The organism is Bacillota bacterium (assembly GCA_013314855.1).
Lineage (GTDB): Bacteria > Bacillota > Clostridia > Acetivibrionales > DUMC01 > Ch48.
The window spans coordinates 1-19,438 of record JABUEW010000079.1; the positions used below are offsets into that span (position 1 = coordinate 1).

Genomic DNA, 19,438 nt, shown 5'->3' on the forward strand with positions numbered 1-19,438 from the left:
ATTTTATCATTTCTATATCTTCAGGACTAAATGTCCTACCTGAAAATGTTCTATTAGTATTGTTCATGACTTGATTACCTACCTCCCCCAAGTCTACTATACAATACTAATCTTGTACGTGTCCAACTCGGTTTTGCGAAAATATTTTTTTGCTACTCTCTATAACTCTTGTTTTCTCTTTCTTTTAAATTCGTGCTTCATCTCTGAGGTATTAGGGGGCGCATTTTATTTTTTTATGAAGAAAATGCTTCCGGTAACTAAATGCTCCAAGTCTTAAGAGCCTGTAAATTCACTTCGGGACAAAAATGTTACTTCCAGCATTTTCTTCAAAATTTGAAAATGCGCCCTATTAGGGTCAGCAATCTTGAAAAAATTAGTTATCTGGTTTAAAATGTTAATAGTAAAAATACTGGCATATGTTAATTAATAAAAAATACTTGAAATATTTTGTGTTTGGAGGTGTGAAGTGAAAAATGACTGGAAAAAATATAAAATTTCTCAGGTTAATGGTTTTAGTTATCCTTCTTGTGTTTACTGCTGTTTATTTCACAGGTTGCAAGGCGGCTGACGGCTCTAAAGCCGGAAAAACAGATGACAGCGGCAAAATTTCTGTATGTACCAGTTTTTATATTATGTACGACTTTGCCGGTAAAATCGGAGGAGACAAAGTAATTGTAAAAAACCTGTTGCCTGCAGGAGCAGACCCCCATACCTGGGAACCATCTCCAAAGGATATTGTAAATATACAAAATGCTGATGTATTAATATATAACGGTGCCGGAATGGAAGGATGGATAGATAAAGTATTGGGATCTATAAAGAATAAGGATATCGTTACAGTAGAAGCTTCTAAAAATGTAAAACTGCTTGAAGTAAGACTCGATACGGCAAGTGCAGGCGGAAAGGACGAAGGACATGGAGATGCACATATTTATGACCCCCATGTATGGCTTGACCCTGCAAGAGCAAAGGTTCAAATGAGGGCAATTGCAGATGCTTTTATTGAAGTTGACCCGGTAAACAGGAGTTATTATGAAAAAAACTATGAGTACTATTCAAAGGAATTAGATAAACTTGATGATGAATATAGAAAAGCTGCAGCCGGGTTCAGGAAGAAAGACATAGTGGTTTCACATGCAGCATTTGGGTATCTATGTGATGCATATGGTTTGAACCAAATTGCCATTTCGGGTTTGGACGCTGAGTCCGAGCCGACAAGTGCCCGTATGGTAGATGTAGCAAAGTTTGCAAAAGAAAACCGGGTGACAATAATATTCTTTGACAAGATGGTTAATCCAAGAGTTGCAGAATCAATTGCAAAATCTGCCGGGGCAGAGGTTGAGGTGTTAAATCCAATTGCAAGTTTAAGCTCTGAAGACATTAAGGCAGGAAAAGATTATTTTTCTGTTATGAGGGAAAACCTGGAAGTATTGAAGAAGGCATTGAATTAGTTAATTTATAATTTAGTATAGTTTTGAGAATATAGTTTTGGGCGGTAATCATATGGAAAAAGCTATTGAAGTAAAAAATTTAAACTTTGGTTATAATGGAAACAGGATACTTGAGAATGTAAATTTTTCCGTAAATAAGGGTGATTATTTAGGGATAGTTGGGCCTAACGGTTCGGGGAAAAGTACCTTGATAAAGCTTATGTTAAATATTATTTCTCCAATAAAGGGAGAGATTAAACTATTAGGGCATAATGTGAAGAATTTCCCTAATTGGAGCAAAGTAGGTTATATTTCCCAAAAAGCAAACGCTGTTAACATTAATTTCCCTGCAACAGTTGAAGAGATATTGAAAGCAAATATATATAGGAAACAAGGCATAACGCCTGCATACAGGGCACAATTAAAAGAACGAATATATCATGCCCTGGAAATTGTAGGCATGGAAAACCATGGGAAAGAGCTAATAGGCAACCTTTCAGGGGGACAGCAACAGAGGGTGTTTATTGCCAGGATGCTTGTAAATAATCCGGAAATCATGTTCTTGGACGAACCCACATCAGGAATTGATGCGAAGTCAGAGGAGGCGGTATACTGCCTCCTTGCAAGATTAAATAGCGAAATGGGAATCACTGTTGTAATGGTAACCCATGATATTGGGGCAATAACTGTACATGCAAACAAAATAGCTCTTACAGGGAATAAAAATGTTACTATATTAAATTCCGGGGAAGAAATAAACGAAAATTTAATAAGTGATTTATATGGTTACAGGGTAAATTTCCAGATGCGAAGACGTGAATGCAGTAGTTGCTGTTACAGGATTTCAGGAAAGGATGAAAATTAACATGTTTGAACTGTTCCAGTATGAATTTATGAGAAATGCCTTTATTGTAGGAATTTTATTATCCGTTATTGTGCCCTGTATAGGCGTGGTTATAGTTTTAAAAAGGCTTTCCTTGATGGGTGACACACTTTCCCATATTTCTCTTGCGGGTGTTGCAGCCGGGCTTGTTGCAGGTATAAATCCGGTAGTTGGAGCTGTGACTTTTTCTGTGCTGGCTACATTCGGCATAGAAAAAATACGTAAATCATTTTCCCAGTATGCTGAAATCTCCCTGGCAATAATGATGGCTGCAGGAATTGGGACTGCAGGAATATTATCGGGATTTGTCAAAAGCAGCTCCAGTTTTACGGGTTTCCTTTTTGGAAGTATAGTGGCAGTAAGCAGGCTCGAGTTAATTATTGTAGTGATATTAAGTGTTATAGTATTATTCACTTTTTTCTTTCTTTATAGGGAGCTTTTTTATATTACTTTTGATGAAGAAACGGCAAAACTTGCCGGTATACGGGTAAATAAAGTCAACTTTATATTTATGCTTATTACAGCTGTTACAATATCAATTTCCGCCAGGGCTGTGGGTGCCTTAATAATTTCTTCTCTCATGGTTGTTCCCGTGGCAATAGCTATCCAGGTAGCAAAGAGCTATAAGCAGACGATTATATATTCAGCGATATTTGGACTGGTTTCAACGGTTCTGGGCTTGTTTATCTCATATTATGCCGACTTCAAACCCGGAGCCACTATTGTGCTGGTTGGAGTTGTCTTGTTATTGGCAGTTATGCTGGTTAAGAAGGTAATTGGCATTATAAAAGCATAATTACATGATTTGGCGTTTAATACATTTTATCCTTGTGGAAAATAAAGTTTATGTGTTAGCACTCTCGACGGAAGAGTGCTAAATTATTCTTGACAGTCTATACCTAAAAATATAAAATAGATAACTAGGGATAAAAGAAAAAGGGAGGTATTCTGATAATGGCTCGTGAAGTAGGGAATTTGTCAATACACACAGAAAATATTTTACCAATAATTAAAAAGTGGCTTTATTCAGATAAAGATATATTTGTACGGGAAATGGTATCAAATTCAAGTGATGCCATAAATAAATTCAAGAGATTGGTTTCCATCGGGGAAGCCCGGATGGAAGAGGATGAGAAGTTCCATATAAAAGTCATTGTAAATAAAGATAATAAAACAGTTCAGTTTATTGATAATGGCATTGGAATGACTGACGAAGAAGTAAAGAAGTACATTAACCAGATTGCATTTTCCGGTGCAACGGATTTTATAGAAAAATATAAAGACAAAATGGATGAAGGAAGCCAAATTATCGGCCATTTTGGATTGGGTTTCTATTCAGCCTTTATGGTTGCTGAAAAAGTGCAAATAGACACGTTATCTTACCTTGAGGGCGCAAAACCTGTAAAATGGGTAAGTTCAGGCGATGCCCAATATGAAATGGATGAATCGGACAGGAATACCCGCGGAACAACTGTTACCCTGTATATATCAGAGGATGGGGAAGAGTTCCTTGACGAATTTAAAATGCGGGAAATTCTTTTAAAGTACTGTGCTTTTATGCCGTATGAGATTTATTTTGAAAATGCTTCCTCAGAATCGAAAAAACAAAAAGATAAAGAGAGCATTAAGGATGAAGAACCAAAACCGATAAATGATACAAATCCTCTATGGCTGAAAAAGCCTGCGGATTGTACAGAGGAAGAATATAAAGAGTTTTATAAAAAGGTCTTTCATGATTTTAGTGATCCTTTATTCTGGATACATTTGAATATGGACTATCCTTTTAATTTAAAAGGGATACTTTATTTCCCAAAACTTAAGAATCAGTTTGATCCTTTGGAAGGGAAAATCAAGCTTTATTACAACCAGGTATTTGTCGCAGACAACATAAAAGAAGTTATCCCTGAGTTTTTAATGCTTTTAAAAGGAACTATAGATTGTCCCGATTTACCCCTTAACGTTTCAAGGAGTTTCCTTCAGAATGATGGCTATGTTAAAAAAATATCAACCCATATTACCAGAAAAGTAGCGGACAAGTTAATATCCATTTTTGAAAATGAAAGGGAGAATTATAATAAATACTGGGATGACATTAATCCGTTTATAAAATTTGGATGTATAAAAGAACCTAAATTTTTTGAACGGGTAAAAGAGATTGTTATTTATAAAACAACGAGGGGAGATTATATAACATTAAAGGATTACCTTGAACGCAATAAGTCAAAGCATGAGAATAAGGTTTTCTATGTAACTGATGAAAAACAGCAAGCACAGTATGTAAAAATGTTTAATGAACATGATATGGAGGCAGTTATACTTGATAACCTTATTGATAACCACTTTATACAATTCCTTGAAATGAATGAAAAGGGTGTGACATTTAGCAGAGTAGACTCCGATATTTCGGAAAGCATGAAAGATAAAGATTCTGAAGGAGAGAGCGCAGAGGACTTAAAAAAGGCACAGGAAGCGCTGGAGAGCTTATTTAAAGAGGCTATAGGAGATGAAAAATTAAACGTAAAGGTAGAAAGCCTTAAAGCTTTAAATATACCTGGAATAATACTTCTCTCTGAACATTCAAGAAGAATGCAGGATTTAAGCAGGTTCTTTGGCGGGAAAGATATGAGTAGTATGTTCCCCAAAGAAGAGACGCTGGTGCTTAATAGAAATAACAACCTGATTAAAGTCATACTTAACTTGAAAGATAAGGAAGACAGAAAAGATGATGTGCTTATGATTTGCCAGCAAATCTATGATTTGGCAATGATGGGGCATAAACAACTTGAACCTGGTAATATGACGAAATTTATAGAGCGAAGCAACATGATTTTGGAAAGAATAGCAGAAAAAATGATTTAATTTAAGGATGATTTATTCATCCAGTACAATCAAGAAATTAGGAAGGAGCATTTTGATGGCTTATAAACTTATGGCTGTTGATATAGACGGCACACTGCTGGACAGTAAAGGGAACCTTACTGAAGAAACTGAAAAGGCAATAAGACTTGGAGTAGAAAAAGGTTTAATATTTACAATTTCAACAGGTAGGCCTGTACAGGGAGTGCAGGCCTTTATTGACAAGCTGGATCTGGATCTCCCTGTTATTACATATAACGGTGCAATGGTTATTATGGGGAAATCTAAAGAAGTATTGTACCAGTGTACCATGGACCCAAAAGATGCCAGGGAAGTAATTGATTTAGGTGAGAAATACGGTACAAGTATAATGGTGTGGGCTGACAATAAATTGTTTGCAAATAGATTAAATGAAAGGGCATATGAATACAGTAAGATATCCGGCGTTATGCCCGTTTTAATGGAGGATGTGGAAGAGACTATTTCACAGGGTGTATTAAAAATACTCTGGTATGACGAAGTGGAAACAATAAAAAAGTATCAAAAAGATATTGGTAAATATATAAGTCGCAATATAAATTATCACACCTCGCAGCCATATTTTCTGGAATTTGTTGATAAAAATGCATCAAAAGCAAAGGCAATGGAAAAGATAGGGGAGTATTTTGGAATTGACAGAAGCGAGATGATAGCGGTAGGAGACGGATTTAACGACCTGTCAATGATAGAATATGCAGGCCTTGGCGTTGCCATGGGGAATGCGAGCAATGAAATTAAGGAGAGAGCGGATTACGTAACCCTGACAAATGATGAAAACGGGTTGGCCCATGTGATTTATAAATTTGTGTTGGATACTGTATAAAAAATTGAAAATTATAAACATTTTATTACCTGAATGGGGGGAAAATATTCGGCTAGCAAGCTGTTAGCCTATACTCAGAATCGCCATGGATGGCGATACTTATTAATCTACTTAATCTACTGTTTAAATCCTAATAATAATTTTAAATGCTCTTCTACTGCTTCTAATACGTTAAAATCCACTTCTCCGAGTTTTTTTATCAATCTCTGTGAAGATACGGCACGTATATCTTCTGTTTTAATATAGCTTCTACATTTCAGGAACTCATAATCAATCATTATATGCGACGGTATACCTTTAGCTTTGCTGGTGATAGGCAATACTATAACCATTTCAGCTAAACTATGATTGAACAGATTATCCGACACAATTAATGCAGGACGTATTCCAGCTTGTTCATGTCCTATAACAGGGTTTAAATCAATTAACCAAATCTCACCTCTATTTGCCTTCATATTCAGTCTCCAATCCATCCGATAAGGTAATATCCCATAATTCTCTTTCCTTCTTTTCTTCATCCCAGGCCTTTGGATCTGATTTCAACTTTGCATAAGCATTATTCATCTCTTCAAAAAATCTTCTTTTTTTATATTCATTAACTGCATTTTCAACTATATCCTGCATGTTTTCATTCGTCTGCTTTGCCAAATACTTTATAGCATTGTAAACATCCCTGCTTACTCTAATAGTGGTTGTATCTTTCATATATATCACTCTCCTGTAGATTGTATTATCTACCTATTAGTATACACAATGACTTATTAGTTAGTCAATGCTTTTTAAGCTTCTCCGGAATATAAGGCGTAATAAATGACTTTAGTCATGCAATAAAGGTGACCTTTTGTACTTAACGTGGAGGGGGAGGGGGAGGTGGAGGGGGAGGGTTACCTTTACCTTATACTTGTATTGTGAATCACTGCCTATAATGTGGAAGTGCCTACACAATATGCCTACAATATAGTCTGAAGTCAGCGGCTTCGCGGCCGGATAACCTTATTCCTCATCTGTTTCCGTAGAATTGCCGCCTTTTTTCCCGAACATTTTTTTCATTACCTTAAGCTTAATATAGCCTAATACTATTACGCCTATGGCAATTAATACCCACCAATACCATTCCATTGTTCAAAACCTCCTTTCATGCTATCATTTTTTAAGATAGATAAGCTCATTAGCTCTTTTATCTCTCAGGTTATCTCTCCGGTGCCCCGGGCTTTTACCTCAATATTAGCCTTCTTCTTAAAACCCGGATTAAAACAAGCAGTAATATGGAGCTTAAAACCAGTGTAAGTCCTGATGAAAACCAGAAGCCAAAATCATTTGTCGACGCAATATTAAACACGTTTTTAAAGGCCTGGAACTGCCAGTAATTAGGCAGAATATAGAATAAAACCCGCAATTTATCCGGAGCAAAGAGTGACAGGAAGGGTAAGCCAACATAAACAGGCATGGCAATTTTAAGAACTGCTATTGCGGTAATCTGGTTGCTTGCAAATCCGCCAACTGCAAGGCATATTGATGTCGTTAACGCCCCGGATAGGAACAGTGCTGCTACAAGCTTAAAGTAATTAATAGAAAAGCCTGATAGTATTAGAGCACTTGTAATAGCAACCACGATGCTTATTATTACTGCAAGCAATCCCCTTGCAAAGACATATTCCCATGTTTTAACAGGCGATACCGAAACAGCCCTGATTGAATTGGTATCTTTTTCTTCTACAATATTGAATCCTTCAATAGTGCCGCCGATAAATATTGTCATCATTACGACACACATGGCCAGTATTTCGGATAAAGTTGAATTTGTTTTATCAAGGCTACTGTGATTAAAACCAATAATATCTACACCGTAAATTGCGCTTTCAAATGCAGCTTTATAAGTTTCAACGAGGTGAGAGGGTTCATTCCCTTCAAAAAGGATAACCGGTTTACCATCCTCAATGTAAATCCCCGGGACATGGTCATTGCCTTCAACCCGCTCTATTATTCTGTTGACTCCTTTATTTAATTCCACGTCCCCATACATTTCAATCCTGGCTATAAGATTGGCATCAAGGTTTTCGTCAACGATAAATTTAAGTTTTGCCTCTTCAACAGAGGGTATTATAAACTTAAGAATTAATGATATAATCAATGGAGCGGCAAGTGTATAAGCAAGAATATTATCTCGCAGGGCAGATGTTATATCTTTAAATACTATGCACTTAATCCTATTAATTATACTCGTTCTTGTTTTCATTACCTTCCCTCCTTCATGAGCTTTTTATGAACCAGGATATGGCATACCATATAGAATGCAATGTTTAAAATAACCAGGTATGCGAAAAAGCTTCCCAGGGGTTTTCCCGTAGGAAAAAGAATTTCATTCATGCCTGAAATTACCGGATATGACAGTATCCATTTAATATACTCCGGAGCAAAAGCAGGCATTAAACTTGATAATATGGGAAGCATATTTAATACAAGCACCAAAACTCCAGGGAACAACCATTTAGACAGACTGTTGTAAAAAACGGCTACAATAAATCCCAAAAAAGTATATAGAGCAGTGCCGAGGATTACTACGGCTGCAAATTTAAGGTAGTTAGCCGGGAACCCTATCGTTGTAATTACAAAGAACGTACCGTAAATCAGGCCAAGAACTACAAAGACCAGTGTTTTTGACAATATATATAGTGAAGTGCCTCCCGGACTTATCCTATAGGCCTTTATGCTCCCTTCGCTCTTTTCCTGGTAGATAAACACTGCTACAAGCATGAAACCCAGGATTAATACTTCAAATACAAGAATGCCGGGTACGGAAAAGAGCTTTAAAGAAACGGGTTCCGATTGTTCCCTAATAAACTCAAGTTTATAGTTCTGTGCTCTGTCAAGGCCGGATATGCCGGCAATCATATTTTCCAGGGACGCTTTAACAACGTTGGCATTTTCCTCTTTTAAAGGAGTTTGTGTAATCACGGTAAAATGAGGATTTTGAATGTTCCCTTCAAAAATTATACCGATGCTGTTCCTGTTTTCCTTAACTGCCTTCTCCAATTCCTCTTCACTGTTTAAAAATATACTCCCTTCGTTTTCGTTAGTCTCTTTATTGTATCCATTGTTATCATCCTTATTATCTTCATTATTGCCATTATTGCCGGGAGTACCGGTTATATTTTCGATGATGGTTTTGAGCATGGCATTTTCACTCTTGTCATAAAAGTATATTACTTCATCATCTTCCAAATTATCAGGTATTAAAAACTTCACGGTTACTGCCATTAGCACTATCATAATTATTACAAGCCACATCATTGAGTTTCGCAATGCTATGGAAAAATCCTGCATAAATAAGCTATACAGCTTTTTCATTGCTATGCCAGCCCCCTTCCCGTAAGCTTGATAAATATTTCCTCAAGGCTAGCTTCTCTTGAATGGATTGTCTGTATGTTTTTTGTGTTGAGTATGGTGTTGAGACGACTTTTGTCTTCCTGGTTTTCCAAAAACAGGATTTCACTTTTTAGCTTATCATCCTCAAGATATTCAACCTTTACAGATTTTTCCCCGTATTTTAGCTTTAAATTCCTGGGGGAATCCATTGCAACAATTTCACCTTCATTTATAAAGGCCACCTTGTCACATAGTTCGTCTGCAACAAACATGTTGTGGGTGGTCAGGAAAATGGTGCAGCCCTTTTTCTTCTGATCTTTGATTATTTCCTTAATTAAAATGGACGTATTGGGATCAAGGCCTGCAAGGGGCTCATCCAGAAATAGGGTTTCTGGATTGTTTATTAACGCCCTGGCAAAAACAAGCCTCTGTTTCATGCCCTTGGAATATGCCCCGGTTTTTTTGTGAGCTGCATCTGCCAAGTTTACCCGCTGCAGAAGTTTCATGGGGTCTTGCACGGGGACATCGAAGAGACCTGCAAAATACTTGAGGTTTTCATATCCCGTAAGCTTTGCATAAAGGTTGGGGTGTTCAAAGGATACGCCTATTTTGTTGAAAAATGAAGGTTTAAGTTCCCTTATAGACACTCCGTCATATTCAATTTCTCTTTTTGCAGCTTAAGGAGGCCCGTCATAATATTTTGCACCGTGCTTTTGCCTGCACCGTTGGGACCTAAAAACCCGAAAATCTCTCCATTGTCAATATGAAAAGATACATCTTTTACGGCATAATGTCCCTGGCCGTTGTAATCATGGTAAAGGTTTTTAACAGTAATCATAAAACTTCATCTCCCATCTTAATGGTTTGTTAAACAGGTTTTATTGTAATGATAACTTGCTCAATTAAATTAACAGTCTACTTTTTATTTCCAATTAATTAAAAGTAAAAGCCTATTTTTGCTTTCCCTTGATAGCTGCAATTATTTCTTCCATTTCATTTATATAGTTTTCCAATGCTGTGAGCCCTTCGTGGGTCAGGGATACCAGGGTAAGGGGTTTTCTGCCTTTTATTTTCTTTTGTATTTTGACGTAACCTACTTCTTCAAGGTTTTTAAGCTGTATGGAAAGATTTCCTGCAGTTACATCAAGACTATTTTTTATCTCGTTGAAGGGTATGTGCTTTTCTTTAGCGGAGGCAAGGTAAGTAAGTATTAAGAGCCTGACCCTTTCGTGTATTATTTTATCTATTGAAAACCTGCCTTTTTCCGTATCACCCATCGGAATCCACCTTCTTCTTTGTAAAAAACAGGCTTGCAAAATATGTTAAAATAAACCCTGCCCCAAAAGTTATGATAACGGCTAATAAGGGATTTATTGTATTGGAAAGAAAAAGCGATAAAAAGCCTGTCAGCAGCAACCAGTCCCCGCATACCGGCAATTCGTCAAGATAAAATATGTTCATAAAGGCATTACACAAAAGGCCAAACAAAATTGCCAGTATGGAAGGAATATACTGGGGTATTTCCCTGTACGAAAGAAACACCAGGGATAGTATAATTGCAATGAGAAAAGAAAGCATTACGGGGATTGTCCGGGCAGTATATATTTCATCTATTAAATTGTATAAAGTTGCATCGGATTTAACCTTTCGAACACTTTTCATAATCCTTAGAATCTTCATTGCCCCTATAATCAAGATGAATAAGGAAAGAAAAATGTATAATACCCATTTTAAACCTGCCGGTACAGCATTATATGAGCCATATTTATTAATCGCCAGGTAAAACGCACCTGATATTAGTGTGGCAAAAATCCCTGCAGCAAGCCAGACAGTCCTCATGGCGGATGAAACATATACGTACTTCCAAATACTGTTACTCTTCCTTATAGTATCTTTAATGGTTTTAAGCTCTCTTATAAGTTCTTCAAGCTGATTATTGGGCAAATTGTTTGAACTTGCCATTCTAATAAAACCTCCTTATTAAAATTATAAATAAGTTTATATTATAAACTAATTTATATTATATAGTAGTTTATGATATTTGTAAAGGAGGGAATTTAAATTTTTTATCTTTAATGTGAGTTTGGGATTCAATCCGTAAAATAACAAATTCTAATGAAATTCTAATGTTATGTTAAGGTAGGACTAATTATTATGGTATATTATTACTACATAATAATAAATACCTAATAAATACATAAACAAAATTTTAAATCCGGTGAAACCATAATAAACATATCAATAAATCTCCTTATAGTAGCCGCGATAATATTGAACTGGTTTTTGCTTATAGCGTTAGCAGTCTCCTTTTTAAATTAAAAATACTTGACACCACATATGACACCATTATATAATATATTAGAGAAAGTGATAAGCTTGTCAAAATGGGAAAAGCTATTAAGTAAAATAACCGAGCTGTCAAGGGATGTAAGGTTTGCAGAGCTTAAAAGGATCTTGGAAAGTTACGGTTACGAGGGCAGAAAGCCGGGCAGTGGCAGCAGTCATTGGACTTTCAGAAAGCAGGGAAAACCGCCTGTCACCATCCCCGAGAATGAACCCATAAAGCTTGTGTATGTCAAGCTGGTCAAGGATATTATCGAAAGCGAGGAGGAATGAGCTGTGAAGAATTTGGAATATTACATGGGCTTGAACTATAAGATTGAAATTGTTAAGGACGAAAGGGAAGGTGGGTATTTGTTGTCGATTCCTGAACTCAAAGGCTGTTTGACCTGTGCCGACAATTTGGAAAAGGGGATGGAAATGCTTGAGGATGCAAAAAAACAGTGGCTGATGGCGGCATTGGAAAGCGGATATGAAATACCGGAGCCTAACGCACTGGAGAATTATTCCGGGCAGTTCAAGCTTCGCCTTCCCAAATCCCTCCACAAAGAATTGGCTGAAAAATCAAAGCAGGAAGGTATCAGCATGAACCAATACTGCCTGTACCTTCTTAGTAAAAACAGCAGTTTTCCTGTTGAAAACAGGCAATAAAGCCTGAAAACAAAAATTACTGAAGCGCTCACCATGGTGAGCGCTTTTTTTGCAGAAGATTTCAGGATAAGAAAAATACAGGCGGAAAGCATTCCGGTCAATATGTTTCTGTCATTATATTGGTTATAAATAGAAAATGCGCATCTTTATCGGAATATTATTCCTATTTGGTGGCAAATATGTTAATATATTATCCGGAGGGGATGGTATATATGACTCAATTTGAACTTATTGGAAGTGTCGTAAAACTCAAAAAATTTGCCCCTGTAGTTGATCTTCAGTGGGCGGAATCACTGGGGGACAAAGGCAACCTGAACCTGATCGACAGCTATATCGTCACTGATGAACTGGCCGGGCATTTTGAGAAGGTATTTGAAAGCTTCACACTGAAAAGGCATGAAAGGAAAGCCCTCAGGGAAGGTAATATACTTGATGCTGAAATACACCCGAGAGCATACATATTGAGGGGCCAGTACGGTACCGGCAAATCCTATTTTCTGCTTATGGTGAGTGCTCTTCTGGAATCCCTGGGAAATGATGAGCTTTTTAATGAGTTGTATAACAAATTTAGTGTGTTTGATGGGATACGGTTTCATATGGACAGTTTGAAGCAGAGCGGCGCAAAATATATGGTTGTTCGAATTGACGGTGTAAAGAATGCAGACATGCACTTTAACGAACTTGTTCAGAAAAGAGTCGTTTCCAGAATACAAGAGGCTCTTGGAGAAACAGATTTTTATGATAGCTATGGTATTGCTGTACGCAAACTGGAAGAGTATAAGAAAGACCCCATATTTTCAAAATTGCTTGAAGATGCTCTTGTGAGCAGATCAATGTCATACGATTCCCTTATTGAGAGTTTGAAGGCTTCAAAAAGGCAAGGCATTAAAAAATACCGGGAGATCATTGAGTCCATCACCAGACATAAGATAGATGAGGGCTTTGATTCACTGGAAGAGTTCCTGCGCTCAGCGTCTTCGTATATAAAAGGCAAGGATTATAAGGGCATAGTGATTCTTTTTGACGAGTTTTCTGCCTACATAAGCGCTTCCATCGAGGATGGGAGGATAACCACGGACCTTGCTGCGATACAGTCTCTGGCACAGCTTACGGTTCCAAGGGAGGGACAGGACTTGTTTTTTATCTGTTCCATGCATATAGATATAGGCAGGGTGTTGGGTAATGTAATGAACACGGCCGAAGAAATTCAAAAGGTAAGGGGAAGGTTTTCCGAAATGACATTGAGCTTTAATAACAGCGCAAACCTTGTAGAGAATATTCTTGTAGTAGATAAGGGTAAATTTGCCGCTCTACAGGGAAAATACCGCGAATATTTCGGAGCGCTTCCCATCCGGTATCCCAATATGGCGAAAGTCTACCCAATCCATCCCCATACGGTGAACAGCATTATCAGCGTTTCGAGCAAGTTTGCCCAGAATGAAAGGACCATCTTTTCATTTTTTGCCGAGACGGTGAACAGAAAACTCAGGGAGCCGGTGATTAAAGATGGACGGCTTAACCTGATTACAACAGGGGATATTTATAACTATTTTATAGATACTATATCTGAACGCAACGCAATTCTTAAGGACAGCGCACTCCGTTGTATGTCCTTTTGCAGGACCGAGTTGGAGAAAGACGTAATAAAAGCTCTTGTTATAGCTCATGTATCAGCCGGAGAAGATTCCGACTCAAGGCTTTCCTCAAAAGACATAGCCTTTATATTGGGCGTAGACGACATAAGACAGATCGATACTTTTCTTAAGGAAATGAGCGCCAATCCGGTATCCAATATTGTTTTTTACGAAAAAGAATACCGTTTTGAGTTTATTGCAACAGGGAACACAGTGGCCGATCTTTCAGCGGTTTTGGAAAGGGATGCATTGCAAATTGAGCCATATGGCGCCCTTTTGAGCTTACTGGAGGAATATAGTTCTGCTGTCTGTATACGAAAAACATATAACATTAATCCCTCCCGGGATTTGCTGCCTGTGAGGAAAGACCTTAGGGGTATTATATACAGACCTGCGGATCTTTTAAAGGCTATCAACCAGGAAATATCTAATATTGATAAGGATGGTAAACTTTTGTTTGTTATACCCGATTTTAATGATAAGATTGGAAAGGATTTTGTAGAATCGGTGAAAGCAATGCTTGCCAAAGCTCCTGCAAATATTTGCGTGGCCGTACCCAAAAGTTTCCCATATAATTTTGAAAAAGATCTCAGGTTTTTTACTGCTGCCAAGAATATGGAGAAATCAGGCAGTATTGATGAAAACGGCAGAAAAACTTTGAAGAAAATATTGCAACCCATAGAGAAAATAGTGGATTATGAAATAAAGAAATTCGGAAATACATTTAATTTTACCTTTATCTTCAATGATAGTATTGTTGAAGAAAACTTCTCAACTCTTGAGGAGCTGTACAAATTCCTGTTGAAAAGACATTACAGCAAGTTCCCAAGAGTTGATGCCGAGGCCATTCGAGGCAAGAATTCCATTCACATGCTGGTAGAGAATTTTTTCATGTTTGGTGAAAAAACAAATATACCTGTAAACTATTCTTCTGAGTTGGACAAGCTTATAATGGAAGTGCTACGTCCTCTTGATATGGTTAAGGTTGAACGGAGTGGATCGGGATATTCTGCAAGGCTTAAGATACCCGAAGAGGAGAATAACCCGGAATCTTTTGAAATATGGAATATTGTAAACGATACTTCAAGACCGGTAAAGGAAGTCTTTACCCTGCTTGAGAAAGCTCCTTACGGTCTGCCCGATTACATGACCGAGCTTTACATTGCTGCGGCAGTAGCAGCTAACCAGCTGGCTATAACATATAGAGGACAGGCCATGCAGCTTAACAAAATGAGCATAGCACTTATAAATTCGGCAGGATATGCTCTGGAAAAAGTAAGAACTGCACCACTGGAATTAAAAGCTGATGTAAAAAAAGTGTGGACTGTTTTTTGCAGGATTAACGGACGATGCGCTGCCAGGAATTTTGAACCTGAGGTGCCACAAAGTGATGAAGCTGTACATTCATTGATAGCTGCAGATATCTCTGATGTGAAGATTATACTGGAAGGCCTGGAGGGACGTTTGGAAAATTCCGGTGTAAAGAATAATACGCTCCTTGAGTTGATGAAAGCGCTCTTTGACCTTAGAACCGTGAAAAATCCTGTAGACTACATGGAAGCATTTACACAGCTGCCACGGAAGGTGTGTGGAATAAATAATGATTCTGCAGCATTTGAGTGCTTTGACGGGTTTTTTGTATTCCTGGCAGAGCTGAGCACCTGCCTTGATTCCATAAGGCGAATAGATACGAATCTAAGTAATATGAGAAATCTGGAGAGTATTCAGGAAGGCTATGAAGAGTTAAAAACAGCTTATTATGAGAATGCAGGTGATATTGAAGAACTGAAAACAACTCATTTTGAGTTCACAGGCGATATTAACGAGCTGAAAACAGCTTATTTTGAAATTACAGGCGATTTTGATATGCTTAAAAAAGAGATCTCAAATAATATTTTCTCACCCGATATTCTTAAAGAAGTTGAAGGCAAGCTTCACAAACTTATCATTGGTTATAATAAAGCGTTTATTGAGCTCCATGCAGAAGTCATTAAGAAAGCAGAAAAACTGCATACGCTGCTTGACAGCCCTGCGGCAAAATTGATAGAGGCCTTTGAAAGCATTAACTTTAAAAATATTAAAAAAATCTCAGACATACGCAATGAATTGCGCGGGATAAAGGCTTGCAACCGTCAACCGGTGCAAATTGATAATGAGCCTTTAAATTGCTCTTGTATCGGTTTTCTGGCCGGCTTGGCGGGTTTGCTGGAGCAGGCGCAGCTGGTACGACATATGGAGGAATCTATCCGGAAGCAGATAAGTAATATTGGTGGAAACCATATCACGCGGCTACTTTTTCTTGATGAAAAGGTTGATGAGCGCAGTATGACTTTGAGCGATTACTTAAAAACTGTTGGAGAAATGGGTGCAGATACCGTTTGTACAGGTGCAGCCGGCACGGGTAAATCCGGTGCAGACGCAGCTGGTACAGGTACAACTAATACCTGCTTGCTCCTGCAAAATTGGGAAAACCTTAAAAGATATCTGAAAATGGGTTTTGAGGCTATAAAAGATGATAACAGTGAGACGGTAATTCACCTATTAACCGGACTGTCAAAACACATTAATGCATACTTGATTGAGAGCGTTGCAGTAAAGAAACAGCCAGAAGTTGAGGTAAAGGTAAAGAAGAAAATAGGATTCCGCACATTGTATACACAGATACAATCGGAAATAGCGAATTCCGGGTATAAGACGGTTACTGTCGATGAATTTGCACGTGCATTGCAGCGTATAGTCGACAAGGTCAGGAAGGAATATGACGAAGTGGATATAGAGGAATAAAGAGCGGAAATTGGAGGATAGCTGTGGGGAATGAAAATATATTATTCTTATTTATGACGACAATATATTATGAAGACAGTATATTAACTGACTTTTAAAGGAGGGAAAATATGCCATCTAAAATATTGCCCAATATTTTGCTTATATTAGCCGACCAACATCGCTATGATTGTATAGGCTACAGCAATATTTACCCTATACATACTCCAAATATTGACAGGTTGGCCGAACAGGGTATGTGGTTTACCAATGCATATACACCTATACCGGTATGTTGCCCTGCCAGGCAGTCGATGTTAAACGGAAGGCGCCCTGAAACTTTTGGTGCCCTATGGAACTATAATAACGGGTTAAAAGTTTCAACATTAAGTCCAAACGATTATACCTGGGTGAAAGATATAAAGGAGCATGTGTACCGTACAGGGCATGTGGGTAAGTGGAGTATAAGTCCTGAATACGGCCCTGATTATTATGGATTTGATGATTATGTGTCTGATGCTGAATATAGGGATTTTCGCAAGGATAAATATCCTTGCATAAAATTTACTAATGGGTTTTTTGGAGAGATTGATGCCGCACTACTTGAACATTCCCATACACATTGGCTGGCAGACAAAACCATACAAATGATGGAAAGGTATGCAGCTGACAGCCGACCCTGGCTCATTAGCCTTGATTTTTCCGAACCACATTTGCCCTGCAGGCCATCAGAACCTTTTGCCTGCATGTATAACCCTTCGGCTATTCCGATGTGGCCAAGTTTTGAAGAGAACTTTGAAAACAAGCCCTATATACAAAAACAGCAGTTATACAGCTGGAATATAGAGAATTTTACTTGGGACGATTGGGCACCCATTGTTGCCAGGTATTATGGTATAATTAGCCAGATGGATGATGCTATCGGTAAAATTATCAATAAATTGGATTTACTTGGATTAGCGGAGGATACTGTAGTAATATATACGTCAGACCATGGAGACATGTGTGGCTCTCATAGGATGATAGATAAACATTATGTACTTTATGACGATATAGTCAAGGTGCCTTTGATTGTAAGATGGCCTAGTACCGTTGAAAGCGGTACTGTATGCAGTGATTTTATATGCCATTCTCTCGATATTCCTCCAACAATACTTGATGTTGCCAATATAAATAAAAAGGACTTTTTTCAGGGGAAATCACTTTTACCTTTGCTAAGAGGTGAAATGGTAAATGATTGGAGAAATTATGCTGTATCAACTTATAACGGCCAGCAATTCGGCCTGTATACACAAAGGATGATAAGGACTAAAGAATGGAAATATATCTGGAATACAACGGATGTGGACGAATTATATAACCTTAAGGATGACCCTTATGAATTGCATAATGTTATATATGATTCTCAATATAAGGAACTGGTTTCAGAATTGAGATATATGCTGTATAAGGAATTAATAAAAGATGAAGACGGATTGGTAATCGGAAACGAATGGCTCAAGACTCAGCTGATAGGGGGTAAAAAGATTTAATATAAAATAATTCATCAAACTTGGGTAAACTATAAAAATAATTATTACATTAAAAAATTGAAAGGTAATAAATGCGTATGTTTGACATAAATTATGAAACTATAAGGTGTATGACATTCAATATTCATTATGATAACACTGAAGATAAGAATAATCCATGGAAATATAGAAAAGAAATGGTGGCAAGCATAATACGTTTTCATCGGGTTGATGTTGCAGGGCTCCAGGAAGTTTTAAAAAATCAGCTTGATGATTTGGCAAAGCTTCTTCCCAATTATGCATGGGTAGGAGTCGGCAGGGAAGACGGAATTGATAAAGGTGAGTTTACGCCTATATTTTATTTAAGGGAGCGCTTAGAGGTTCTGACTTCAGGTAATTTCTGGCTGTCGAAAACTCCCGGCATACCCGGCAGCAGAAGTTGGGATGCTGTATGTAAACGTATAGTAACGTGGGCAGAGTTTCGAGATAAAGTTACCGAAAAAAGGTTTTTTCTTTTCAATACCCATTTTGACCATGTAGGCTTTAACGCAAGACGGAAAAGCGCACATTTACTATTAAGGAAAATACAAGAAATAGGTAAAGATTTTCCTGTTATAGTTACCGGAGATTTCAATTGTAATGAAAGAAGCGAAACATATAGAATTCTGACAGACTACAGAAACAAAGACTCAGAATACAAAAATTTGCGGGATGCCCGCATGGAGTCTGTTTACAGTCATCATGGGCCTACAATAACTTATCATAATTATAAAGCAACCAGGCTTTTTAGGTTAATGAAGAAATTTAAACACTTTAAAAGTACTTTGGACAAGTTTAATGTTGAAATGTGCATAGACTTTATTTTTATAAAAAACGATATCAAAGTATTACAACATGGTATTCTTTCAGATACATGGGACGGGTGGTACCCTTCGGACCATATGCCGGTGGTTGCGGATTTAATCCTATAATAGCGGATTATTTTGACACAAAATAATTCGTCCTTAATAATTCGAAGGGCCTCTTCATAAAATTTTTTATACAGCAATAGAGCATATTTTAAAAAAGGGCTGGTTTTTTTAAGAGCAGCATGTTATAATAAAAATATGGAAACAGGTGTATATAGCAAGGATAAGAAAATT

The 19,438-nt window shown here is 37.5% G+C and carries 16 protein-coding genes and 1 pseudogene; 10 read left to right on the forward strand and 7 right to left on the reverse strand.

The genetic code is table 11. The features are described from left to right. Positions 1-473 precede the first annotated feature (473 nt). From HPY74_13480 to HPY74_13500, 5 genes are all read left to right on the forward strand, one after another. Positions 474-1,451, forward strand: coding sequence for a zinc ABC transporter substrate-binding protein (locus tag HPY74_13480; GenBank protein NSW91660.1), 978 nt, complete (start codon positions 474-476; stop codon positions 1,449-1,451). A gap of 52 nt (positions 1,452-1,503) precedes the next feature. Next, the gene (locus tag HPY74_13485; protein ID NSW91661.1) at positions 1,504-2,295 is read left to right on the forward strand and encodes a metal ABC transporter ATP-binding protein; all 792 of its coding nucleotides are present in this window, start codon (positions 1,504-1,506) and stop codon (positions 2,293-2,295) included. Position 2,296: 1 nt separating this feature from the next. Continuing rightward, positions 2,297-3,109 (forward strand): metal ABC transporter permease, encoded by an 813-nt coding sequence (locus HPY74_13490; GenBank protein NSW91662.1) that lies wholly within the window; start codon positions 2,297-2,299, stop codon positions 3,107-3,109. Positions 3,110-3,267: 158 nt separating this feature from the next. Beyond that, a complete protein-coding gene (htpG, locus tag HPY74_13495) occupies positions 3,268-5,172 on the forward strand; it encodes a molecular chaperone HtpG (protein ID NSW91663.1) in 1,905 nt (634 codons plus the stop codon). Between the two features lie 55 nt (positions 5,173-5,227). Further along, positions 5,228-6,031, forward strand: coding sequence for an HAD family phosphatase (locus HPY74_13500; protein NSW91664.1), 804 nt, complete (start codon positions 5,228-5,230; stop codon positions 6,029-6,031). Between the two features lie 116 nt (positions 6,032-6,147). On the opposite strand, the gene HPY74_13505 is transcribed toward HPY74_13500, so the two are convergent. From HPY74_13505 to HPY74_13535, 7 genes and pseudogenes are all read right to left on the reverse strand, one after another. Then, the gene (locus HPY74_13505) at positions 6,148-6,486 is read right to left on the reverse strand and encodes a type II toxin-antitoxin system PemK/MazF family toxin (GenBank protein ID NSW91665.1); all 339 of its coding nucleotides are present in this window, start codon (positions 6,484-6,486) and stop codon (positions 6,148-6,150) included. Next, positions 6,473-6,736, reverse strand: a complete 264-nt coding sequence (locus HPY74_13510; protein ID NSW91666.1) for a toxin-antitoxin system protein — start codon at positions 6,734-6,736, stop codon at positions 6,473-6,475. Before HPY74_13510 ends, HPY74_13505 begins: the two co-directional genes overlap by 14 nt. A 508-nt stretch (positions 6,737-7,244) precedes the next feature. Continuing rightward, positions 7,245-8,267 carry an ABC transporter permease gene (locus HPY74_13515; protein ID NSW91667.1) on the reverse strand — a complete coding sequence of 341 codons (1,023 nt, stop codon included), beginning with the start codon at positions 8,265-8,267 and terminating at the stop codon, positions 7,245-7,247. Further along, entirely contained in the window at positions 8,267-9,379 is a 1,113-nt protein-coding gene (locus HPY74_13520) for an ABC transporter permease (protein ID NSW91668.1), read from the reverse strand. The genes HPY74_13515 and HPY74_13520 overlap by 1 nt, the downstream gene beginning before the upstream one ends. Positions 9,380-9,381: 2 nt before the next feature. Continuing rightward, positions 9,382-10,235, reverse strand: a pseudogene (locus HPY74_13525) (ABC transporter ATP-binding protein). A 112-nt stretch (positions 10,236-10,347) separates the two neighbouring features. Next, on the reverse strand, positions 10,348-10,674 hold the full coding sequence (locus tag HPY74_13530) for a transcriptional regulator (GenBank protein NSW91669.1): 327 nt from the start codon (positions 10,672-10,674) through the stop codon (positions 10,348-10,350). Beyond that, positions 10,667-11,359 carry a hypothetical protein gene (locus tag HPY74_13535; protein NSW91670.1) on the reverse strand — a complete coding sequence of 231 codons (693 nt, stop codon included), beginning with the start codon at positions 11,357-11,359 and terminating at the stop codon, positions 10,667-10,669. Before HPY74_13535 ends, HPY74_13530 begins: the two co-directional genes overlap by 8 nt. A 414-nt stretch (positions 11,360-11,773) precedes the next feature. Here HPY74_13535 and HPY74_13540 point away from each other — a divergent pair, with 414 nt between their 5' ends. From HPY74_13540 to HPY74_13560, 5 genes are all read left to right on the forward strand, one after another. After that, complete coding sequence (locus HPY74_13540; GenBank protein NSW91671.1) at positions 11,774-12,013, forward strand: toxin HicA; 240 nt, start codon at positions 11,774-11,776, stop codon at positions 12,011-12,013. A 3-nt stretch (positions 12,014-12,016) separates the two neighbouring features. Next, positions 12,017-12,388, forward strand: coding sequence for a toxin-antitoxin system HicB family antitoxin (locus HPY74_13545; GenBank protein ID NSW91672.1), 372 nt, complete (start codon positions 12,017-12,019; stop codon positions 12,386-12,388). Positions 12,389-12,600: 212 nt separating this feature from the next. Beyond that, entirely contained in the window at positions 12,601-16,806 is a 4,206-nt protein-coding gene (locus HPY74_13550; protein NSW91673.1) for a hypothetical protein, read from the forward strand. A gap of 110 nt (positions 16,807-16,916) precedes the next feature. Continuing rightward, complete coding sequence (locus HPY74_13555) at positions 16,917-18,317, forward strand: sulfatase-like hydrolase/transferase (GenBank protein NSW91674.1); 1,401 nt, start codon at positions 16,917-16,919, stop codon at positions 18,315-18,317. A gap of 77 nt (positions 18,318-18,394) precedes the next feature. Continuing rightward, positions 18,395-19,267 carry an endonuclease/exonuclease/phosphatase family protein gene (locus tag HPY74_13560; GenBank protein ID NSW91675.1) on the forward strand — a complete coding sequence of 291 codons (873 nt, stop codon included), beginning with the start codon at positions 18,395-18,397 and terminating at the stop codon, positions 19,265-19,267. Positions 19,268-19,438: the final 171 nt, after the last annotated feature.